The organism is Thiomicrospira sp. S5 (genome assembly GCF_003991075.1).
In the GTDB taxonomy this organism is placed as follows: domain Bacteria; phylum Pseudomonadota; class Gammaproteobacteria; order Thiomicrospirales; family Thiomicrospiraceae; genus Hydrogenovibrio; species Hydrogenovibrio thermophilus.
The window spans coordinates 517,030-534,484 of record NZ_CP014470.1 but is presented as its reverse complement, the minus strand read 5'-3'; the positions used below and the strand labels follow the sequence as shown (position 1 = coordinate 534,484).

Sequence of the window (17,455 nt, the reverse complement as noted above, 5' to 3'; positions counted from 1 at the left end):
AATCCCAGGCAAAAAAAAACCCATCATAAAGACGGGTTTTTAGGAATATAAGCTTGGGGATGACCTACTCTCACATGGGACCTCCCACACTACCATCGGCGCTAAGACGTTTCACTACTGAGTTCGGAATGGAATCAGGTGGTTCCATCTCGCTATGGTCCCCAAGCAATTTGGTTATGTAAGTTGTCTATTAAACAGACAGCTCACTGAATTCGGAAAAATCTCTTAAGCTTTTCGAGTCAGCTTATCTCATGCTATCTCACATGATGTCACAATGCGCTTAAAGCGTTCTTAATACTAAACTCAAGCTCGAACACGTCTTCACGTCATACTTCGAGTCATTGCTCAAAAGTTACTTTTGAGTTGTATAGTTAAGCCTCACGGGTAATTAGTACTGGTTAGCTTCATCCATTACTGAACTTCCACACCCAGCCTATCAACGTCATAGTCTTTAACGGCCCTTAAGAAGACTTAAAGTCTAGGGAGAACTTATCTCGAGGCAGGTTTCCCACTTAGATGCTTTCAGCGGTTATCCTTTCCGAACATAGCTACCCGGCAGTGCCACTGGCGTGACAACCGGAACACCAGAGGTTCGTCCACTCCGGTCCTCTCGTACTAGGAGCAGCCCCTCTCAATTCTCCAACGCCCACGGCAGATAGGGACCGAACTGTCTCACGACGTTCTAAACCCAGCTCGCGTACCACTTTAAATGGCGAACAGCCATACCCTTGGGACCGACTTCAGCCCCAGGATGTGATGAGCCGACATCGAGGTGCCAAACACCGCCGTCGATATGAACTCTTGGGCGGTATCAGCCTGTTATCCCCGGAGTACCTTTTATCCGTTGAGCGATGGCCCTTCCACACAGAACCACCGGATCACTAGAACCTGCTTTCGCACCTGCTCGACGTGTCTGTCTCGCAGTCAAGCACCCTTTTACTCTTGCGCTCATTGCACGATGTCCGACCGTGCTGAGGGTACCTTCGCGCTCCTCCGTTACACTTTGGGAGGAGACCGCCCCAGTCAAACTACCCACCATACACTGTCCCTGAGCAGGATTCACTGCCCTAGGTTAGAACCTCAATAATATCAGGGTGGTATTTCAAGGATGGCTCCACAATGACTGGCGTCACTGCTTCAAAGCCTCCCACCTATCCTACACAGATAGTATCAAAGTCCAGTGCAAAGCTGTAGTAAAGGTTCACGGGGTCTTTCCGTCTAGCCGCGGGTACGCAGCATCTTAACTGCGAGTTCAATTTCGCTGAGTCTCGGGTGGAGACAGTGTGGCCATCATTACGCCATTCGTGCAGGTCGGAACTTACCCGACAAGGAATTTCGCTACCTTAGGACCGTTATAGTTACGGCCGCCGTTTACCGGGGCTTCGATCAAGAGCTTCGCCTAAGCTAACCCCATCAATTAACCTTCCGGCACCGGGCAGGCGTCACACCGTATACGTCATCTTTCGATTTTGCACAGTGCTATGTTTTTAGTAAACAGTTGCAGCCACCTGGTCTCTGCAACCCCCACTAGCTTAGAGAGCAAGTCTCATCACCGGCAGGGGCACACCTTCTCCCGAAGTTACGGTGTTATTTTGCCTAGTTCCTTCACCCGAGTTCTCTCAAGCGCCTTGGAATTCTCATCCTGACCACCTGTGTTGGTTTGGGGTACGATTCTTTATAACCTGAAGCTTAGAAGCTTTTCTTGGAAGCATGGCATCAACTACTTCGTCCAAAAGAGGACTCGTCATCAGTTCTCAGCATTAAGATCCCGGATTTGCCTAAGATCTCTGCCTACTACCTTAAACTTGCAACCATCAGCAAGCTAGTTTAGCCTTCTCCGTCCCTCCATCGCAGTTATAAAAAGTGCAGGAATATTAACCTGCTTCCCATCGACTACGCCTCTCGGCCTCGTCTTAGGGGTCGACTAACCCTACGTCGATTAACGTTGCGTAGGAAACCTTGGTCTTTCGGCGAGGGAGCTTTTCACTCCCTTTATCGCTACTCATGTCAGCATTCGCACTCGTGATACCTCCAGGATGCTTTACAACACCCCTTCGCAGGCTTACACGACGCTCCTCTACCATGCCATAAATGGCATCCACAGCTTCGGTACACTACTTAGCCCCGTTAAATCTTCGGCGCAGGCCGACTCGATCAGTGAGCTATTACGCTTTCTTTAAAGGGTGGCTGCTTCTAAGCCAACCTCCTGACTGTCTAAGCCTTCCCACATCCTTTCCCACTGAGTAGTGTTTAGGGACCTTAGCTGGTGGTCTGGGTTGTTTCCCTCTTGACTACGGACGTTAGCACCCGCAGTCTGTCTCCCATGATTGCACTTGCTGGTATTCGGAGTTTGCAATGGGCTGCTAAGCCTTGACGGCCCGCTAGACCATAACAGTGCTCTACCCCCAGCAGTGAGACATGAGGCTCTACCTAAATAGATTTCGAGGAGAACCAGCTATCTCCGGGCTTGATTAGCCTTTCACTCCGATCCACAGCTCATCCCCGCATTTTTCAACATACGTGGGTTCGGTCCTCCAGTACCTGTTACGGCACCTTCAACCTGGCCATGGATAGATCGCCCGGTTTCGGGTCTACGCCATGCTACTAGTCGCCCATTTAAGACTCGGTTTCCCTTCGGCTCCCTTATTCAGTTAACCTCGCAACATAACGTAAGTCGCTGACCCATTATACAAAAGGTACGCAGTCACCCCGAAGGGCTCCTACTGCTTGTACGTACACGGTTTCAGGTTCTATTTCACTCCCCTCCAGGGGTTCTTTTCGCCTTTCCCTCACGGTACTGGTTCACTATCGGTCGGTAGAGAGTATTTAGCCTTGGAGGGTGGTCCCCCCATGTTCAGACAGAATTTCACGTGTTCCGTCCTACTCGAATAACACTTAATAAGATTTCGCATACAGGACTATCACCTTGTATCGTCAGACTTTCCAGACTGTTCTGCTATCTTAATAAATGCTTTAGGGCTGGTCCCCGTTCGCTCGCCGCTACTTGGGGAATCTCGGTTGATTTCTTTTCCTTCCGGGTACTTAGATGTTTCAGTTCTCCGGGTTAGCCTCCCACAAGGGGATATCCATAAAGGATGGGTTTTCCCATTCGGAAATCCACGGATCAAAGCTTGTTTACTAACTCCCCGTGGCTTATCGCAAGTTACTACGTCCTTCGTCGCCTTCTACCGCCTAGGCATCCACCGTGTACGCTTAGTCACTTAACTATACAACTCAAAAATAACCTTGACCTTTTGTGTTGATCCATCATCTTTTAAATACATAAAAAACCATGTCTCAATCAAAGCCTATTTCGCTGCAATGACTAAAGTTTTACGCTGACATGTTCTCGCTTGAGTTTGTATCATCACACTTGCGTGTGTTTGAACTCTTTAAGATACATTGTTACCTTGGCATTCAAGCTGTTGGAGTTGCTTGAATGCCGGTCATACAGAATATGTCGGTATTCTGTATGTTTCTAACTACACTGTCGTGCGTCTTTTCAATTTAACTTTTTAAAATTGTTAAACCAAACGTGACGCTCGACAGTCACTTAGAGATTTTTCCTAATTGTTAAAGATCTATTTCTTTCTTCAGTCTATTGTCACCAATACGACTGTGAATAACCTCTGCTTTAGACTTAAAGTCAGAACCTATTCACAGGTGTAGTGGTGGAGCTATGCGGGATCGAACCGCAGACCTCCTGCGTGCAAGGCAGGCGCTCTCCCAGCTGAGCTATAGCCCCATTCATTGGTGGGTCTGGGTGGATTTGAACCACCGACCTCACCCTTATCAGGGGTGCGCTCTAACCAACTGAGCTACAGACCCAGGTCGTTCTCGTTTTTCTCAGTAATTCAGAGACAATTTATGTGAAAGCTAACTTAGGCTCGCGGCCGTCTTTGTCTTAAAGGAGGTGATCCAGCCCCAGCTTCCGCTAGGGCTACCTTGTTACGACTTCACCCCAGTCATGAATCACAAAGTGGTGAGCGCCCTCCCGAAGGTTAGACTACCCACTTCTTTTGCAACCCACTCCCATGGTGTGACGGGCGGTGTGTACAAGGCCCGGGAACGTATTCACCGTGACATTCTGATTCACGATTACTAGCGATTCCGACTTCACGGAGTCGAGTTGCAGACTCCGATCCGGACTACGAGAGGTTTTATGAGATTCGCGCACTGTCGCCAGCTAGCTGCTCTTTGTACCCCCCATTGTAGCACGTGTGTAGCCCATCCCATAAGGGCCATGATGACTTGACGTCGTCCCCGCCTTCCTCCGGTTTATCACCGGCAGTCTCTTTAGAGTTCTCAACTAAATGGTAGCAACTAAAGATAAGGGTTGCGCTCGTTGCGGGACTTAACCCAACATCTCACGACACGAGCTGACGACAGCCATGCAGCACCTGTCACTGCGTTCCCGAAGGCACCAATCTATCTCTAGAAAGTTCGCAGGATGTCAAGGGATGGTAAGGTTCTTCGCGTTGCATCGAATTAAACCACATGCTCCACCGCTTGTGCGGGCCCCCGTCAATTCCTTTGAGTTTTAATCTTGCGACCGTACTCCCCAGGCGGTCAACTTAGCGCGTTAGCTACGCTACTAACCTTTTTAATAAGGCCAACAGCTAGTTGACATCGTTTACGGCGTGGACTACCGGGGTATCTAATCCCGTTCGCTACCCACGCTTTCGCACCTCAGCGTCAGTTTTAGGCCAGGAAGTCGCCTTCGCCACTGATGTTCCTCCTGATATCTACGCATTTCACTGCTACACCAGGAATTCCACTTCCCTCTCCTAAACTCTAGATTGCCAGTATCGGATGCAATTCCTAGGTTGAGCCCAGGGCTTTCACAACCGACTTAACAGTCCGCCTACGCGCGCTTTACGCCCAGTAATTCCGAATAACGCTTGCACCCTCTGTATTACCGCGGCTGCTGGCACAGAGTTAGCCGGTGCTTCTTCTAAAGTTAACGTCACAGCTAGCCGATATTAGCGACTAACCTTTCCTCACAATTGAAAGTGCTTTACAACCCTCGGGCCTTCTTCACACACGCGGCATGGCTGCATCAAGGTTTCCCTCATTGTGCAATATTCCCCACTGCTGCCTCCCGTAGGAGTCTGGGCCGTGTCTCAGTCCCAGTGTGGCTGATCATCCTCTCAAACCAGCTATAGATCGTCGCCTTGGTAGGCCTTTACCCCACCAACTAGCTAATCTAACGCGGGCTCATCCTTTAGCGATAGCTTACAAGTAGAGGCCACCTTTACTCCGTAGAGCATATTCGGTATTAGCATACGTTTCCATATGTTGTCCCCAACTAAAGGGTAGATTCCCACGCGTTACTCACCCGTCCGCCACTCGACGCCCAAGATCGCCCTCCGAAGAGTTTGTTCTTGTCGTTTCCGTTCGACTTGCATGTGTTAGGCCTGCCGCCAGCGTTCATTCTGAGCCAGGATCAAACTCTTCAGTTTAATCTTTTTACTCGATTTTTTTGTGTGCTTGTCTGCACGAATTAAACACTCGAAATTAACAGGTACATGTTTCACATAAATGTGATTAACCATATACATAGTTGTCGAGATATTTATTTTTGGACAGCCACTTACCTAAGCAACTTCCACATAAATTATCTCTGAATTACCTGATTTTTAAAGAACTCTTGGTCTTGCTTTTCCTCAACCCAGTGCGCTGCACCCTGTCTCGGTAAGCCGCGTATTATAGGCGCTTGATTTTGTTTCCGTCAAGCTTTTTTTACGCTTTTTTTTCTTCCCCGTTCCCGCTTTATTCAACTCCGTTTGCAGTGTTGTTTTTGGCGTCTCCGTGAAAGAGATGCGTATTCTATAGCCTCTCCAGTTTTTTGCAATAGCTTTTTGCATCTTTTTTGAAAAAAATTTCAGGCCATTTTTAACAATTATTCGATTTCCCGTTTAATATCAAAGTACTTGTCGTTTTCGACCTCTTTAAAATAAAAAAACCGCCAGGCCTGGCGGTTTTTAAGACAGCGGTTTTCGCTTAAGCCTGAACGGTGATTCGGGCAAATTTTCGTTTACCCACTTGATAGACTTGGCCTTCGCAATTTTCAACCGGCGCCCGGCTATCGGACACTTTTTCGCCATTCAACTTGACCGCCCCTTGTTTCACCATACGATGTCCGTCGGAAGTTGAAGCGACCAAACCGGCCTCTTTCAATACATTCGCCAACGGCATAACGTCGTGAAACGTGAATTCCGGCATATCATCCGGAATGGCGTTTTTGGAGAAACGGGTTTCGAAATCTTTCAACGCCGCTTCGGCACTTTCTTTATCATGGAAACGCTCAATCAACTCCAACGCCAACTTGATTTTAATGTTGCGCGGATTTTCGCCGTCTTTCACCGCCTGCTGATAACCGGCAATGGTTTCCAAGGTCTCAAACGACAAAAGTTCAAAATAACGCCACATCAATTCATCGGAAATCGACATCACTTTCCCGAACATATCATTCGGGGCATCTTTGATACCAATATAGTTCCCCAAGGACTTGGACATTTTTTGCACGCCGTCCAAGCCCTCCAAAATCGGCATCGTCAACGTACACTGAGCACTTTTACCGTAATGCTGTTGCAGGGTACGCCCCATCAACAAATTGAACTTCTGGTCGGTTCCACCCAGCTCGATGTCCGCATCCATCGCAACGGAGTCATACCCCTGCACCAACGGATACAGGAATTCGTGAATCGCAATCGGCGTATTGGACGCATAACGATCACCAAAGTCGTTACGCTCTAACATTCGTGCCACCGTCGTGGTGCCGGCCAACTTAATCATATCCGCCGCCGTCAACTTGGACATCCACTCGGAATTGAATACGACTTGGGTTTTGGCCGGATCCAAAATCTTGAACACCTGCTCTTTATAGGTTTCGGCATTGCGCAGCACATCCTCTTCCGACAACGGCGGGCGTGTCGCGCTTTTGCCGGTCGGGTCACCAATCATGGCGGTGAAATCACCGATCAGGAACAAAATTTCATGCCCTAAATCCTGAAACTGCTTCAGCTTGTTAATCAAGACCGTGTGCCCTAAGTGCAAATCCGGCGCCGTCGGGTCGAAACCGGCTTTCACCTTCAACGGCTTGCCCGACTCCAACTTTTCCACCAATTCTTTCTCGACCAGAATCTCTTCGGCGCCCCGTTTGATAATCGCTAATTGTTCTTCTACTGTTTTCATCTCAATCTTTCTATTCAAAATCACTGTTTATTCTTTCTATATTCGGTTGTGTTTTACCCGCACAAAACGGTATCGGTGTTCAGCGTCAAGCGGCCCGTCATCTCGTTAACCGAGGCATAGCCGTGACGCCTCATATATCGCTCCACGCCTTTCGACACTTTTTTCACCAGCAACGGATCTTTGGCGATGGCGGTGCCGATGGCCACCATCGACGCTCCCGCCAGAATGAATTCAATCGCGTCTTCCGCCGAGGCGATCCCGCCCAAACCGATAATCGGCACGTCATATTGCTTGGCCACTTGATAGACCTGATGCACTTTTAATAAGGCAATCGGCTTAATCGCCGGGCCGGAAAGCCCGCCTTGGTTATTACCCAATGTCGGCGTGGCGGAATCAATATCGATTTGCATCCCCATCATCGTATTAATCGCCGACAAGATATCCGCACCGGCATCAATCACCCGGCGCGCACCTTCGGCAATATCGGTCTGGTTCGGCGACAACTTCACAATCAACGGCTTGCTTGTACTGGCCCGACACGCCTCAACCACACGCGCGGCCATCTCCGGATCATTCCCGAAGGCCGCACCGCCTTTTTTCACATTCGGGCACGAAATATTCACCTCAATGGCCGGCAAGTCGGTTTGATCAAACAAACGCACCACTTCCGCATACTCTTCCACCGAAGAGCCGGAGACATTAATGATAAATTGTGTTTGGCTTAAATCGAGCTTTGGTAGATAATCTGCAATCACGGCATGCGCGCCCGGGTTTTGCAAACCGATGGAATTCAGCAACCCGCAAGGCGATTCCATGACGCGCTCCGGTTTGTTGCCGAGCTTCGGCTCCAAGGTGGTGCCTTTGAGAAAGACGGCCCCCACATCCCGATTGGAAAAACCGGACACCGCTTGGTACTCGAAACCGTAACCGGCATTACCGGAAGCCATCGCCACCGGGTTTGCAAACCGAATACCTTTTAAATCAACCGACAAATCAACCAAGTTTTTCACCATTACATTAAATTATGATTCACATTATTCTCTATGAACCGGAAATTCCTCAAAACACCGGCGCGCTGATTCGACTCAGCGCCAATATGGGCGCGCACCTGCATTTGATTCAACCCTATGCCTTCGACCTCAGCGAAAAGAAAGTCCGCCGCGCCGGTTTGGATTATGCCGAACTGGCCAACCTGCATGAACACGCTTCGCTCGACGCCTGCCTCGCAAACTTACAACCGAATCGGGTGTTCGCGCTGACGACCAAAACCGACCGTTATTATACCGAACCGAACTTTGAAAACGGCGATGCCTTTTTATTCGGTCCGGAAAGTCGTGGCTTGCCTGCCGACGTATTGGAAAGCCTGCCCGCTGAACAGCGTCTCACCATCCCAATGGTGCCGGGCGGCCGCAGTTTAAATCTGGCCAATGCGGTTTCCGTCATGGCTTATGAGGCCTGGCGCCAGCTTGATTTTGATATGGATTTACCCAGCCACTGAACCGAAAAAACCACCAGGCCTGGTGGTTTTGGTGCCGATGCCAAATTACAAACCGGCTTAAAAATGCTCGGTTTCGGAACGCCCGTCACGGTGCATCAACGCACTCACCGCTTCTTGTGCGGTTTTTTCGCCGGTGATAATGCGATAGACCTGTTCCATAATCGGCAAATCCAACCCGTGCTGTTCCGCAATTCGCTTCACCGCTTTGGCGGCTTTGACGCCCTCCACAACCTGACCGATTTCGTCAATCACGGCGTCCGACGACAAGCCCGACTGCGCCATGCGCAACCCGAAACGGCGGTTACGGGATAAATTATCGGTACAGGTTAAGACCAAATCGCCCAGGCCTGACAACCCCATCAAGGTTTCCGGCTTCGCGCCCAAGGCCGCGCCGAAACGCATCATCTCCTTCATGCCGCGTCCAATGAGCGCGGCACGCGCATTGGCCCCCAGCTGAAGCCCATCCGACAACCCGGTGGCAATCGCCATAATATTTTTATAGGCGCCCCCCACTTCCACTCCGACAATATCGGACTGGGTGTACATACGAAACGTATCACAATGAAAGGCATCCGCCCAGAACTGCGCTTCGGAGGTGTCGGCCGAGGCACTGACCATCGCCGTCGGTAAACCGCGCGCCACCTCATCGGCAAACGTCGGACCGGACAGAACCGCCACCGGGAAACGGTTGTGCAATTCCTGCTCGACGATCTGGTGCAACATCAAACTGCTGCCCGGCTCAAAGCCTTTGGTCGCCCAAGCGAAATGCACTGGCGCTTGATTCAAATCACGTACTTCGGCGACGTGATGCAGCACTTCGCGAAACACATGACTCGGCACCACCAGCAGAACCGCATCCACCGAATGCAAGGCTTCGGCCAAATCACTGGTCACAGTCAAACGCTCCGGAAACGCGATTCCTTTAAGATAACGCTCGTTTTCGCGGTGTTTTTGCAACAAGCCTGCGCGTTTTGGGTCGTGTTCCCAAAGCTGAATATCGTGTCCATTCTTAGCCAAATGAATGGCCAAGGCCGAACCCCAGGCGCCAGCTCCGAGCACCGCAATACGTTGTTGAGAAGCGTTCGACGTCATGAGACCTTCAAATCAGAAATAGAAACTTTACTGCTGCGTCTCTTGCTGCTGCAAGTGGCTGGCGTACATCGCATCGAAGTTCACCGGTTCCAACAACAACTGCGGGAAACCGCCGCGCGTGACCATTTCGGAAATCGCTTCACGCGCATAAGGGAACAACGTATTCGGGCATTGCGTTCCCAGCAAATAATTCAACTCGCCTTCATCAAAACCGACAATGCTGAAAATACCGGCCTGCTCGACTTCACACAAAAATGCGGTTTTGTCGTCCACTTTCGTGGTCGCCGTGACACGCACCACGGCATGATACACGCCGTCTTCCAGTGAGGAGGTCTCGACATTCAAATCCACATCCAACTGTGGCTGAAACTCTTGCGTGAAAATCTCCGGTGCATTCGGTGATTCAAATGAAATGTTACGCGTGTAAATTTTTTGGATGGAAAACTGTTTTTCCTGTTGTTCTGCCATGTTCTTTCCTTAACAAGATTAATCTGAATTCTGGATTATCCGGCCAAAAGCTTATCCAGCTCTCCGGAATTGTCTGCCGCCGACAAATCGTCAAAGCCGCCGACGTGATGTTCGCCAACAAACACCTGAGGCACAGTGTTACGACCGGTCTTGGCTTGCAACTCGGCCCACATGGCACGGTCGTTACCGACATCGATCAATTGATATTCCACCCCTTTACCTTCCAGGAGATTTCTCGCCATGGTGCAGAACGGGCAGGTTTGGGTTGCGTAAACGACGACTTCCGGCATTTTCGAACTCACTTTTTTTCTCTTTTTAGTTTTTTTTTAGAAACCGGCTTATTCAAAGGCAACCCGGCGTTTTTCCAGGACAAAATCCCACCGCTCAGGTTATTCACTTCTTTAAAACCTTGTTTCACCAATTGCTTGGCCACGGAAGCCGAACGCATACCGGATTGGCAGTACACCAGCACCGGTTCGTCCTTATGCGGCAAAACCGCATCCATTTTTTTCGTCACTTCCGTGGAGGGAATATTTTCCGCTTCGCCGATGTAACCGGTCTTGAACTCCGCATCACTGCGCACATCCAACACCCAAGCACCCGAGTTATACAAACGAACCGCTTCGTCGGCATTCACACTCTTATAACCCGACACCTTGTCACCGAAATAACTGTAGAACAACATGGCGACAATCACGCCCAATGCGATGAACAGAAAAATTTGCTCTTGCACAAATTCAATAAACATTCATATTCCCTTAAATAACATCAGCCAAAATTCAAAGCTAATGATTTTAACAGTGAAACTGGTTACAATAAATGACATTTTAAAATTTTATTTGCTTTTGCGGCCAACCTACCCGAACCGCAAATATTCTTCTCAAAAGGAAACACCATGACAGACAAAGTGCAAATCGAACACAGACCAACGGGATTGATCATCTTGGATGGCTGGGGTCATCGTGAAGCGACGCAGCACAACGCCATTGCACAAGCCAGCACCCCGAACTGGGATAACCTGCTCAAACAATACCACCACACCCTGATCAACACCTCCGGCCTGGCGGTCGGCCTGCCGGAAGGGCAAATGGGGAACTCGGAAGTCGGCCACATGAACCTTGGCGCCGGGCGCGTGGTGTATCAGGAGCTGACCCGCATCCAGAAAGACATCGATGACGGTCGTTTCTTCCAAAACAACGCTTTATTGAAAGCCATCGATTCCGCCATTGACCGCAAGCGCAAGGTTCACATCCTTGGCCTCTTGTCGGACGGCGGCGTGCATTCGCACATCAATCACATCAAAGCCAGCGTGCAGATGGCTCATGAGCGTGGCGCGGACATTTATGTGCACGTCTTCACCGACGGCCGCGACACCGCCCCGAAAAGCGCCATCCAGTACATTGAAGAACTGGAAGACTTCATGCAGGAGTTGGGCGGCGGCCAAATCGCCTCGGTAACCGGTCGCTACTACGCGCTGGACCGCGACAACCGTTGGGATCGCGTCAAACAAACCTACGACGTCGTCGCCTGCGGCATCAGCGAACACGAAGCCAAAACTGCCAAAGAAGCGGTGGAAATGGCCTACGCTCGTGGCGAAACAGATGAATTCATTCTGGCCACCGCCATTCCACGAAAAGAAGACGGTAAACGCGTCCGCGTCAAAGACGGCGACTCGATTATTTTCATGAACTTCCGTTCGGACCGCGCCCGTCAGCTGACCAAAGCGTTCATCTTCGACGACTTCGAAGATTTCCACCGTTGCAATACACCGGTCCTGTCCGCGTTCGTCACCTTGACCGAATACAAAAAGAATTTTGAGAAATTCGGCGCTTTGATTGCCTACCGCCCGACCAAGCTGCGTAACACTTTCGGGGAATACGTCGCCAAGCAAGGCTTAAAGCAGCTACGCATTGCCGAAACCGAAAAATACGCCCACGTCACCTTCTTCTTCAACGGCGGCGTGGAAGAGCCGAACGACGGCGAAGACCGCATTCTGATCAACTCGCCGAAAGTCGCCACTTACGACCTGCAACCGGAAATGAGTTTGCCGGAAGTGAAAGCCAAATTGATCGAAGCCATCAAAAGCGGTCAATACGACACGTTCATTTGCAACATTGCCAATCCGGACATGGTCGGGCATACTGGTAACTTCGACGCCTGCGTGAAAGCCGCCGAAGCGGTTGACGAAGCGCTGGGCGAAATTCTCGCCACCCTCAAGGAAGCCGGTGGCGAAGCCATTGTCACGGCCGACCATGGCAATATGGAAATGTTGTTCAACGAAGAAACCGGCAAACCGGTGACGTCACACACGACTTTCCCGGTGCCACTGGTTTATGTCGGGGATAAAGACTACCCACTGAAAACCGGCGGCGCCCTGTGCGACGTCATCCCAACCCTGTTTGACATGATGGGGCTGGAAAAACCAGAGGAAATGACGGGAACATCCTTGATCGACAAGGGATGATAAGCCTGATGAAAACGGCCAGGTCTGGCCGTTTTCGCTCCTGACAAAGCCGTTCGACTCACCCGCCTCATCCTTTTGTCGGCCCACAACATTTCTCCGGGAAAGCCGGTCCGAGACATTGCGTTCAAGCCGCTAAAAAAGTATAATTTCGCACCATTTTAAATTTTTCGCACTCAGATACCCAAAAGTACCCCCAAAAAGTGCTTTTATAACAATACGTTATAAATGTTTACAGACAGGAAAACTGAATTATGAATTCACTCAACAGCTTACAAGGACTCTATTCACCCGAATTTGAACGAGAGAACTGCGGGTTTGGAATGATTGCCCAGATGGACGACAAACCAAGTCACTGGGCCGTTCAAACCGCCATCGAGTCCTTAGCCAACATGACACACCGCGGTGGCGTCGCTGCGGATTGCTGTACGGGAGATGGCTGTGGTCTATTGATCAAAAAACCGGATTCCTTCCTGCGTGAAGAAGCCAAGACGTTGGGGATGACGCTGTCTGAGAACTATGCGTGCGGGATGATTTTCCTGAATCAGGATACCGACAAGGCGGCCTTGGCGAAAAAGACTTTGGAAGACCTGCTGGCCAACAAAGGGCTTGAAGTTTGTGGTTGGCGTAAGGTACCGGTCGCATCTGATGTACTGGGGGAACAAGCCGCCAGTATGGAACCGTTGATCGAGCAGATCTTCATCAACGCCCCGGCCGACATGAGCGATGCCGACTTCAACCGTCTGCTGTTTGTCGCCCGTCGTAAAACCGAAATGGCCATCGAACCGAACGACCCGACCTTCTACATTGCCTCTTTGCACAGCCAGCTGATGTCCTATAAAGGCCTGGTCATGCCGAGAGAGCTGCCGGAATTTTACCTGGATTTGAAACAGGATCGTTTTGAATCCTCGTTGATTTCCTATCACCAACGTTTCTCCACCAATACGTTGCCACAATGGCGTCTGGCGCAGCCTTTCCGCTTCCTGGCACACAATGGTGAATTGAACACCATCAAAGGGAACCGTAACTGGGCACTGGCACGTCAAAGCAAGTTCGAAACCCCATTAATCCCAGACCTGGCCAGCCTGAAGCCATTAGTCGCTCAGGAAGGATCCGATTCCAACTCCTTGGATAACATGCTGGAAGTCCTGATGATGGGCGACATGCCGGTATTCCAGGCTCTGCGCTTGTTGATTCCACCGGCTTGGCAGAACATGCCGCACATGGACCCGGACCTGAAAGCGTTCCTGGAATACAACTCCATGCATATGGAACCGTGGGACGGTCCGGCCGGTATGGTTATCAACACCGGTAAATACGCCATCTGCGGCGTGGACCGTAACGGCTTGCGCCCAACGCGTTATGTCGTGACAAAAGACCGCCACATCACCTTTGCCTCCGAAATCGGGGTGTACAACTACCCGGCCGAAGACGTCGTCGAAAAAGGTCGCCTGAAGCCGGGGCAAGTGATTGCCGTGGATATGGAAGCCGGCCGCCTTCTGAAACCGGAAGACATCGACAACGGCTTGAAAAACGCCAAGCCATACCGTGAATGGATGGACAAAGGGTACATGCGCCTGGAAGAACGTTTGGATGCTGAAGCGCACATCTCCGACTGGGATAACGACACCGCCGACGTTTATCAGAAGTACTATCAAATCTCCTTTGAAGAACGCGACCAAGTCATCCGCGTCCTGGCCGAATCCAGTCAGGAAGCCATCGGCTCCATGGGCGACGATGCGCCGCTACCGGTGTTTTCAAGCAAAGAGCGTTCGGTATTCGACTACTTCCGTCAAATGTTCGCACAGGTCACCAACCCGCCAATCGATCCGTTGCGTGAAAACATCGTCATGTCTCTGAACACCTGTTTCGGCCGCGAGTTGAACATGTTCGACGAAGGCGAAGAACACGCACGCCGCTTGGAATCACAATCTCCGATTCTATCGCCATCCATGATGAAACAGTTGATCGGGCTGGTGGACGAAAATTATCGTAACCAACGTGTTTCACTGCACTACAATCCAGAAGAAAAAGGCCTGAAGCAAGCCATCGTCGACATGTGCGACGAAGCGGTCGAGGCCGTTAAAAACGGCACCGCCCTGCTAATTTTGAGCGACCTGGATATTGAGAAAGGTTTGATCACCATTCCATCGGCCATGGCGACCGGTGCCGTCCACCACCGTTTGATTACCGAAGGTTTGCGCCCAGAAGCCAATATCATTGTCGAAACCGGCGCCGCGCGTGACCCACATCACTTCGCGGTCTTGTTCGGTTACGGTGCCACAGCCGTTTACCCTTACCTGGCGTATGAAACCATTCAGGACATGATTCGCAGTAAAGAACTGGACGAAAAAGTCGGCATTGACGCTTACATCAAAAACTACCGTAAAGGGGTTAATAAAGGTCTCTATAAGATTCTGTCCAAGATGGGGATTTCCACCATCACGTCTTACCGTGGTTCACAATTGTTTGAAGCCGTCGGGTTGAGTAAAGAGATTGTCGACTTGTGTTTTAAAGGCACTCCGACTCGCATTGAAGGGACACGCTTCGACAATTTGGAAGCCGACCTGATCAAAACCGCGAAAAACGCCTTTAACCCACGCAAATATTTGCAAGCCGGCGGCTTGTTGAAATACGTGCACGGTGGCGAATACCACGCCTATAACCCGGATGTGGTCAACTACCTGCGTGATGCCGTCCAGAAAGGCGACCAAGTGGCTTACAACAAATTTGCCAAGCTGGTCAATGAACGCCCGGCGATGACAGTTCGTGACCTGATTACCTTCAAGGACAATTTACCATCCATCGACATCAACGAAGTTGAGCCGATCGAATCGATTTTCAAACGCTTCGACTCGGCCGGTATTTCCCTTGGCGCCCTGTCTCCTGAAGCCCACGAAGCGCTGGCCATTGCCATGAACCGCATCGGCGCGCGCTCCAACTCCGGTGAAGGCGCCGAAGATCCGGCACGCTACGGCACCGAAAAAATGTCGAAAATCAAACAGATTGCCTCCGGGCGTTTCGGTGTCACCGCGCACTACTTGCGCAATGCCGAAGTCCTGCAAATCAAAGTCGCCCAAGGTGCGAAACCGGGTGAAGGCGGTCAGCTACCGGGCCACAAAGTGGATGCTACCATCGCTCGCCTGCGTCACTCGGTAGAAGGCGTGACCTTGATTTCACCGCCACCGCATCACGATATTTATTCGATTGAAGATTTGGCGCAACTGATTTTCGACTTGAAGCAAGTTAATCCAAACGCTCTGGTATCGGTCAAACTGGTGGCCGAACCAGGCGTCGGGACCATTGCAGCCGGTGTTGCCAAAGCCTATGCCGATTTGATTACTATTTCCGGTTACGACGGTGGGACCGGCGCCAGCCCGATTACCTCGGTGAAATACGCCGGTAATCCATTCGAAATGGGCTTGGTGGAAGCGCATCAGGTGCTGAGAGCCAACGATTTGCGTGGACAAGTCATTCTACAAGCCGACGGCGGTCTGAAAACCGGCCTGGACGTTGTGAAAGCCGCCATCCTCGGGGCAGAATCGTTCGGCTTCGGGACCGCGCCAATGATCGCGCTGGGCTGTAAGTACCTGCGTATCTGCCACTTGAACACTTGTGCAGTGGGCGTTGCAACACAAGACGAGCGCTTGCGTAAAGAGCACTTCATCGGCTTGCCGGAAATGGTCATCAACTACTTCCGCTTCGTGGCGGAAGAAACCCGCGAATGGTTGGCTAAATTGGGTGTGGCGCGCTTGGAAGACTTGGTCGGCCGCGTCGACCTGTTGAAGAAAATCGAACAACCGCTGACCGACAAGCAGCGTAACATTGACTTGACCGCCATCATTTCCGACGGCGGTGTCGATGCGAGCAAGCCGCAAACGGTACAAGTCGATCGCAACAACCCGTGGGATGACGGCCATATTGCCGAAGAGATCGTCAAGGAAGTCTTGCCGGCGATTGAAAGTAAGTCCGGTGGCGAATTCCAGTTCCATCTAGTGAACACCGCCCGTTCCATCGGCGCACGCGTTGCCGGTGAAATTGCCCAACGATACGGCAACCACGGTATGAAAGATCAACCGATTACCTTGAAATTGAACGGCATTGCCGGGCAATCCTTCGGGGTTTTCAACGTCGATGGTTTAAACCTGCACTTGGAAGGCGATGCCAACGACTACGTCGGTAAAGGCATGGCCGGCGGTGAAATCGTCATTCACCCACCGGAAAATCGTGCCTTTGACCCACATATGACGCCGATTGTCGGCAACACCTGTCTGTATGGTGCCACTGGCGGTAAGCTGTTCGCTAACGGTACCGGCGGTGAGCGTTTTGCCGTCCGTAACTCCGGCGCCGTCGCCGTTGTCGAAGGATTGGGGGATCATGGCTGTGAATACATGACCGGTGGAACCGTCGTCAGCTTGGGCTCGGTCGGTGTCAACTTCGGGGCCGGCATGTCCGGCGGCATGGCCTTCATCCTCGATCTGGATCGAACGCTACCGGATCGTCTGAACACCGAAATGGTTGAAGCAATTCGTATCGACACCGAATCCACCGAAGCGTATCGCATTTATCTGCGCGACCTTTTGACCGAGTACGTCGAAAAAACCGGCAGCGAGTTCGGCCAAGAAGTATTGAGTGACTTCAGCCGCTATCTGCATAACTTCTGGTTAGTCAAATCCAGAGCGATTGGTGTGGACAAACTATTGGATTTATTCGCCAACTGTGGTGATGGAGAGTAAGGG

The 17,455-nt window shown here is 51.0% G+C and carries 9 protein-coding genes, 2 tRNA genes and 3 rRNA genes; 3 read left to right on the top strand and 11 right to left on the bottom strand.

The window, feature by feature from the left end:
- Positions 1-51: 51 nt before the first annotated feature.
- The 7 genes from rrf to AYJ59_RS02395 all read right to left on the bottom strand — a co-directional run bounded on the left by rrf (position 52) and on the right by AYJ59_RS02395 (position 8,198).
- A 5S ribosomal RNA gene (gene rrf, locus AYJ59_RS02425) occupies positions 52-166 on the bottom strand.
- 201 nt (positions 167-367) lie between these two features.
- Positions 368-3,227, bottom strand: a 23S ribosomal RNA gene (locus AYJ59_RS02420).
- A 442-nt stretch (positions 3,228-3,669) separates the two neighbouring features.
- Positions 3,670-3,745 (bottom strand) — tRNA-Ala (locus tag AYJ59_RS02415).
- 6 nt (positions 3,746-3,751) lie between these two features.
- Positions 3,752-3,828: transfer RNA gene (locus tag AYJ59_RS02410), tRNA-Ile, on the bottom strand.
- Positions 3,829-3,906: 78 nt separating this feature from the next.
- Positions 3,907-5,462, bottom strand: a 16S ribosomal RNA gene (locus AYJ59_RS02405).
- The 16S, 23S and 5S rRNA genes sit together here with 2 tRNA genes alongside, the layout of an rRNA operon.
- 541 nt (positions 5,463-6,003) lie before the next feature.
- On the bottom strand, positions 6,004-7,197 hold the full coding sequence (tyrS, locus tag AYJ59_RS02400; RefSeq protein WP_127119226.1) for a tyrosine--tRNA ligase: 1,194 nt from the start codon (positions 7,195-7,197) through the stop codon (positions 6,004-6,006).
- Between the two features lie 53 nt (positions 7,198-7,250).
- Positions 7,251-8,198 carry a dihydroorotate dehydrogenase gene (locus AYJ59_RS02395; protein WP_127119225.1) on the bottom strand — a complete coding sequence of 316 codons (948 nt, stop codon included), beginning with the start codon at positions 8,196-8,198 and terminating at the stop codon, positions 7,251-7,253.
- 23 nt (positions 8,199-8,221) lie between these two features.
- On the opposite strand from AYJ59_RS02395, the gene AYJ59_RS02390 reads away from it, so the two are divergent.
- The gene (locus AYJ59_RS02390) at positions 8,222-8,695 is read left to right on the top strand and encodes a tRNA (cytidine(34)-2'-O)-methyltransferase (protein WP_127119224.1); all 474 of its coding nucleotides are present in this window, start codon (positions 8,222-8,224) and stop codon (positions 8,693-8,695) included.
- 57 nt (positions 8,696-8,752) lie between these two features.
- On the opposite strand, the gene AYJ59_RS02385 is transcribed toward AYJ59_RS02390, so the two are convergent.
- From AYJ59_RS02385 to AYJ59_RS02370, 4 genes are read right to left on the bottom strand one after another with little or no spacing between them, the layout of a single operon-like run.
- The gene (locus AYJ59_RS02385; RefSeq protein ID WP_127119223.1) at positions 8,753-9,787 is read right to left on the bottom strand and encodes an NAD(P)H-dependent glycerol-3-phosphate dehydrogenase; all 1,035 of its coding nucleotides are present in this window, start codon (positions 9,785-9,787) and stop codon (positions 8,753-8,755) included.
- A 27-nt stretch (positions 9,788-9,814) separates the two neighbouring features.
- The gene (gene secB, locus AYJ59_RS02380; protein ID WP_029938901.1) at positions 9,815-10,255 is read right to left on the bottom strand and encodes a protein-export chaperone SecB; all 441 of its coding nucleotides are present in this window, start codon (positions 10,253-10,255) and stop codon (positions 9,815-9,817) included.
- 35 nt (positions 10,256-10,290) lie between these two features.
- Positions 10,291-10,557 (bottom strand): glutaredoxin 3, encoded by a 267-nt coding sequence (gene grxC / locus AYJ59_RS02375; protein WP_237260364.1) that lies wholly within the window; start codon positions 10,555-10,557, stop codon positions 10,291-10,293.
- Positions 10,554-11,003 (bottom strand): rhodanese-like domain-containing protein, encoded by a 450-nt coding sequence (locus AYJ59_RS02370; protein ID WP_051673434.1) that lies wholly within the window; start codon positions 11,001-11,003, stop codon positions 10,554-10,556. The genes grxC and AYJ59_RS02370 overlap by 4 nt, the downstream gene beginning before the upstream one ends.
- 147 nt (positions 11,004-11,150) lie before the next feature.
- Between AYJ59_RS02370 and gpmI the strand changes: the two genes are divergently transcribed.
- Positions 11,151-12,719, top strand: a complete 1,569-nt coding sequence (gene gpmI, locus AYJ59_RS02365) for a 2,3-bisphosphoglycerate-independent phosphoglycerate mutase (RefSeq protein WP_127119222.1) — start codon at positions 11,151-11,153, stop codon at positions 12,717-12,719.
- A gap of 251 nt (positions 12,720-12,970) precedes the next feature.
- The gene (gene gltB / locus AYJ59_RS02360; RefSeq protein ID WP_029938905.1) at positions 12,971-17,452 is read left to right on the top strand and encodes a glutamate synthase large subunit; all 4,482 of its coding nucleotides are present in this window, start codon (positions 12,971-12,973) and stop codon (positions 17,450-17,452) included.
- Positions 17,453-17,455 lie beyond the last annotated feature (3 nt).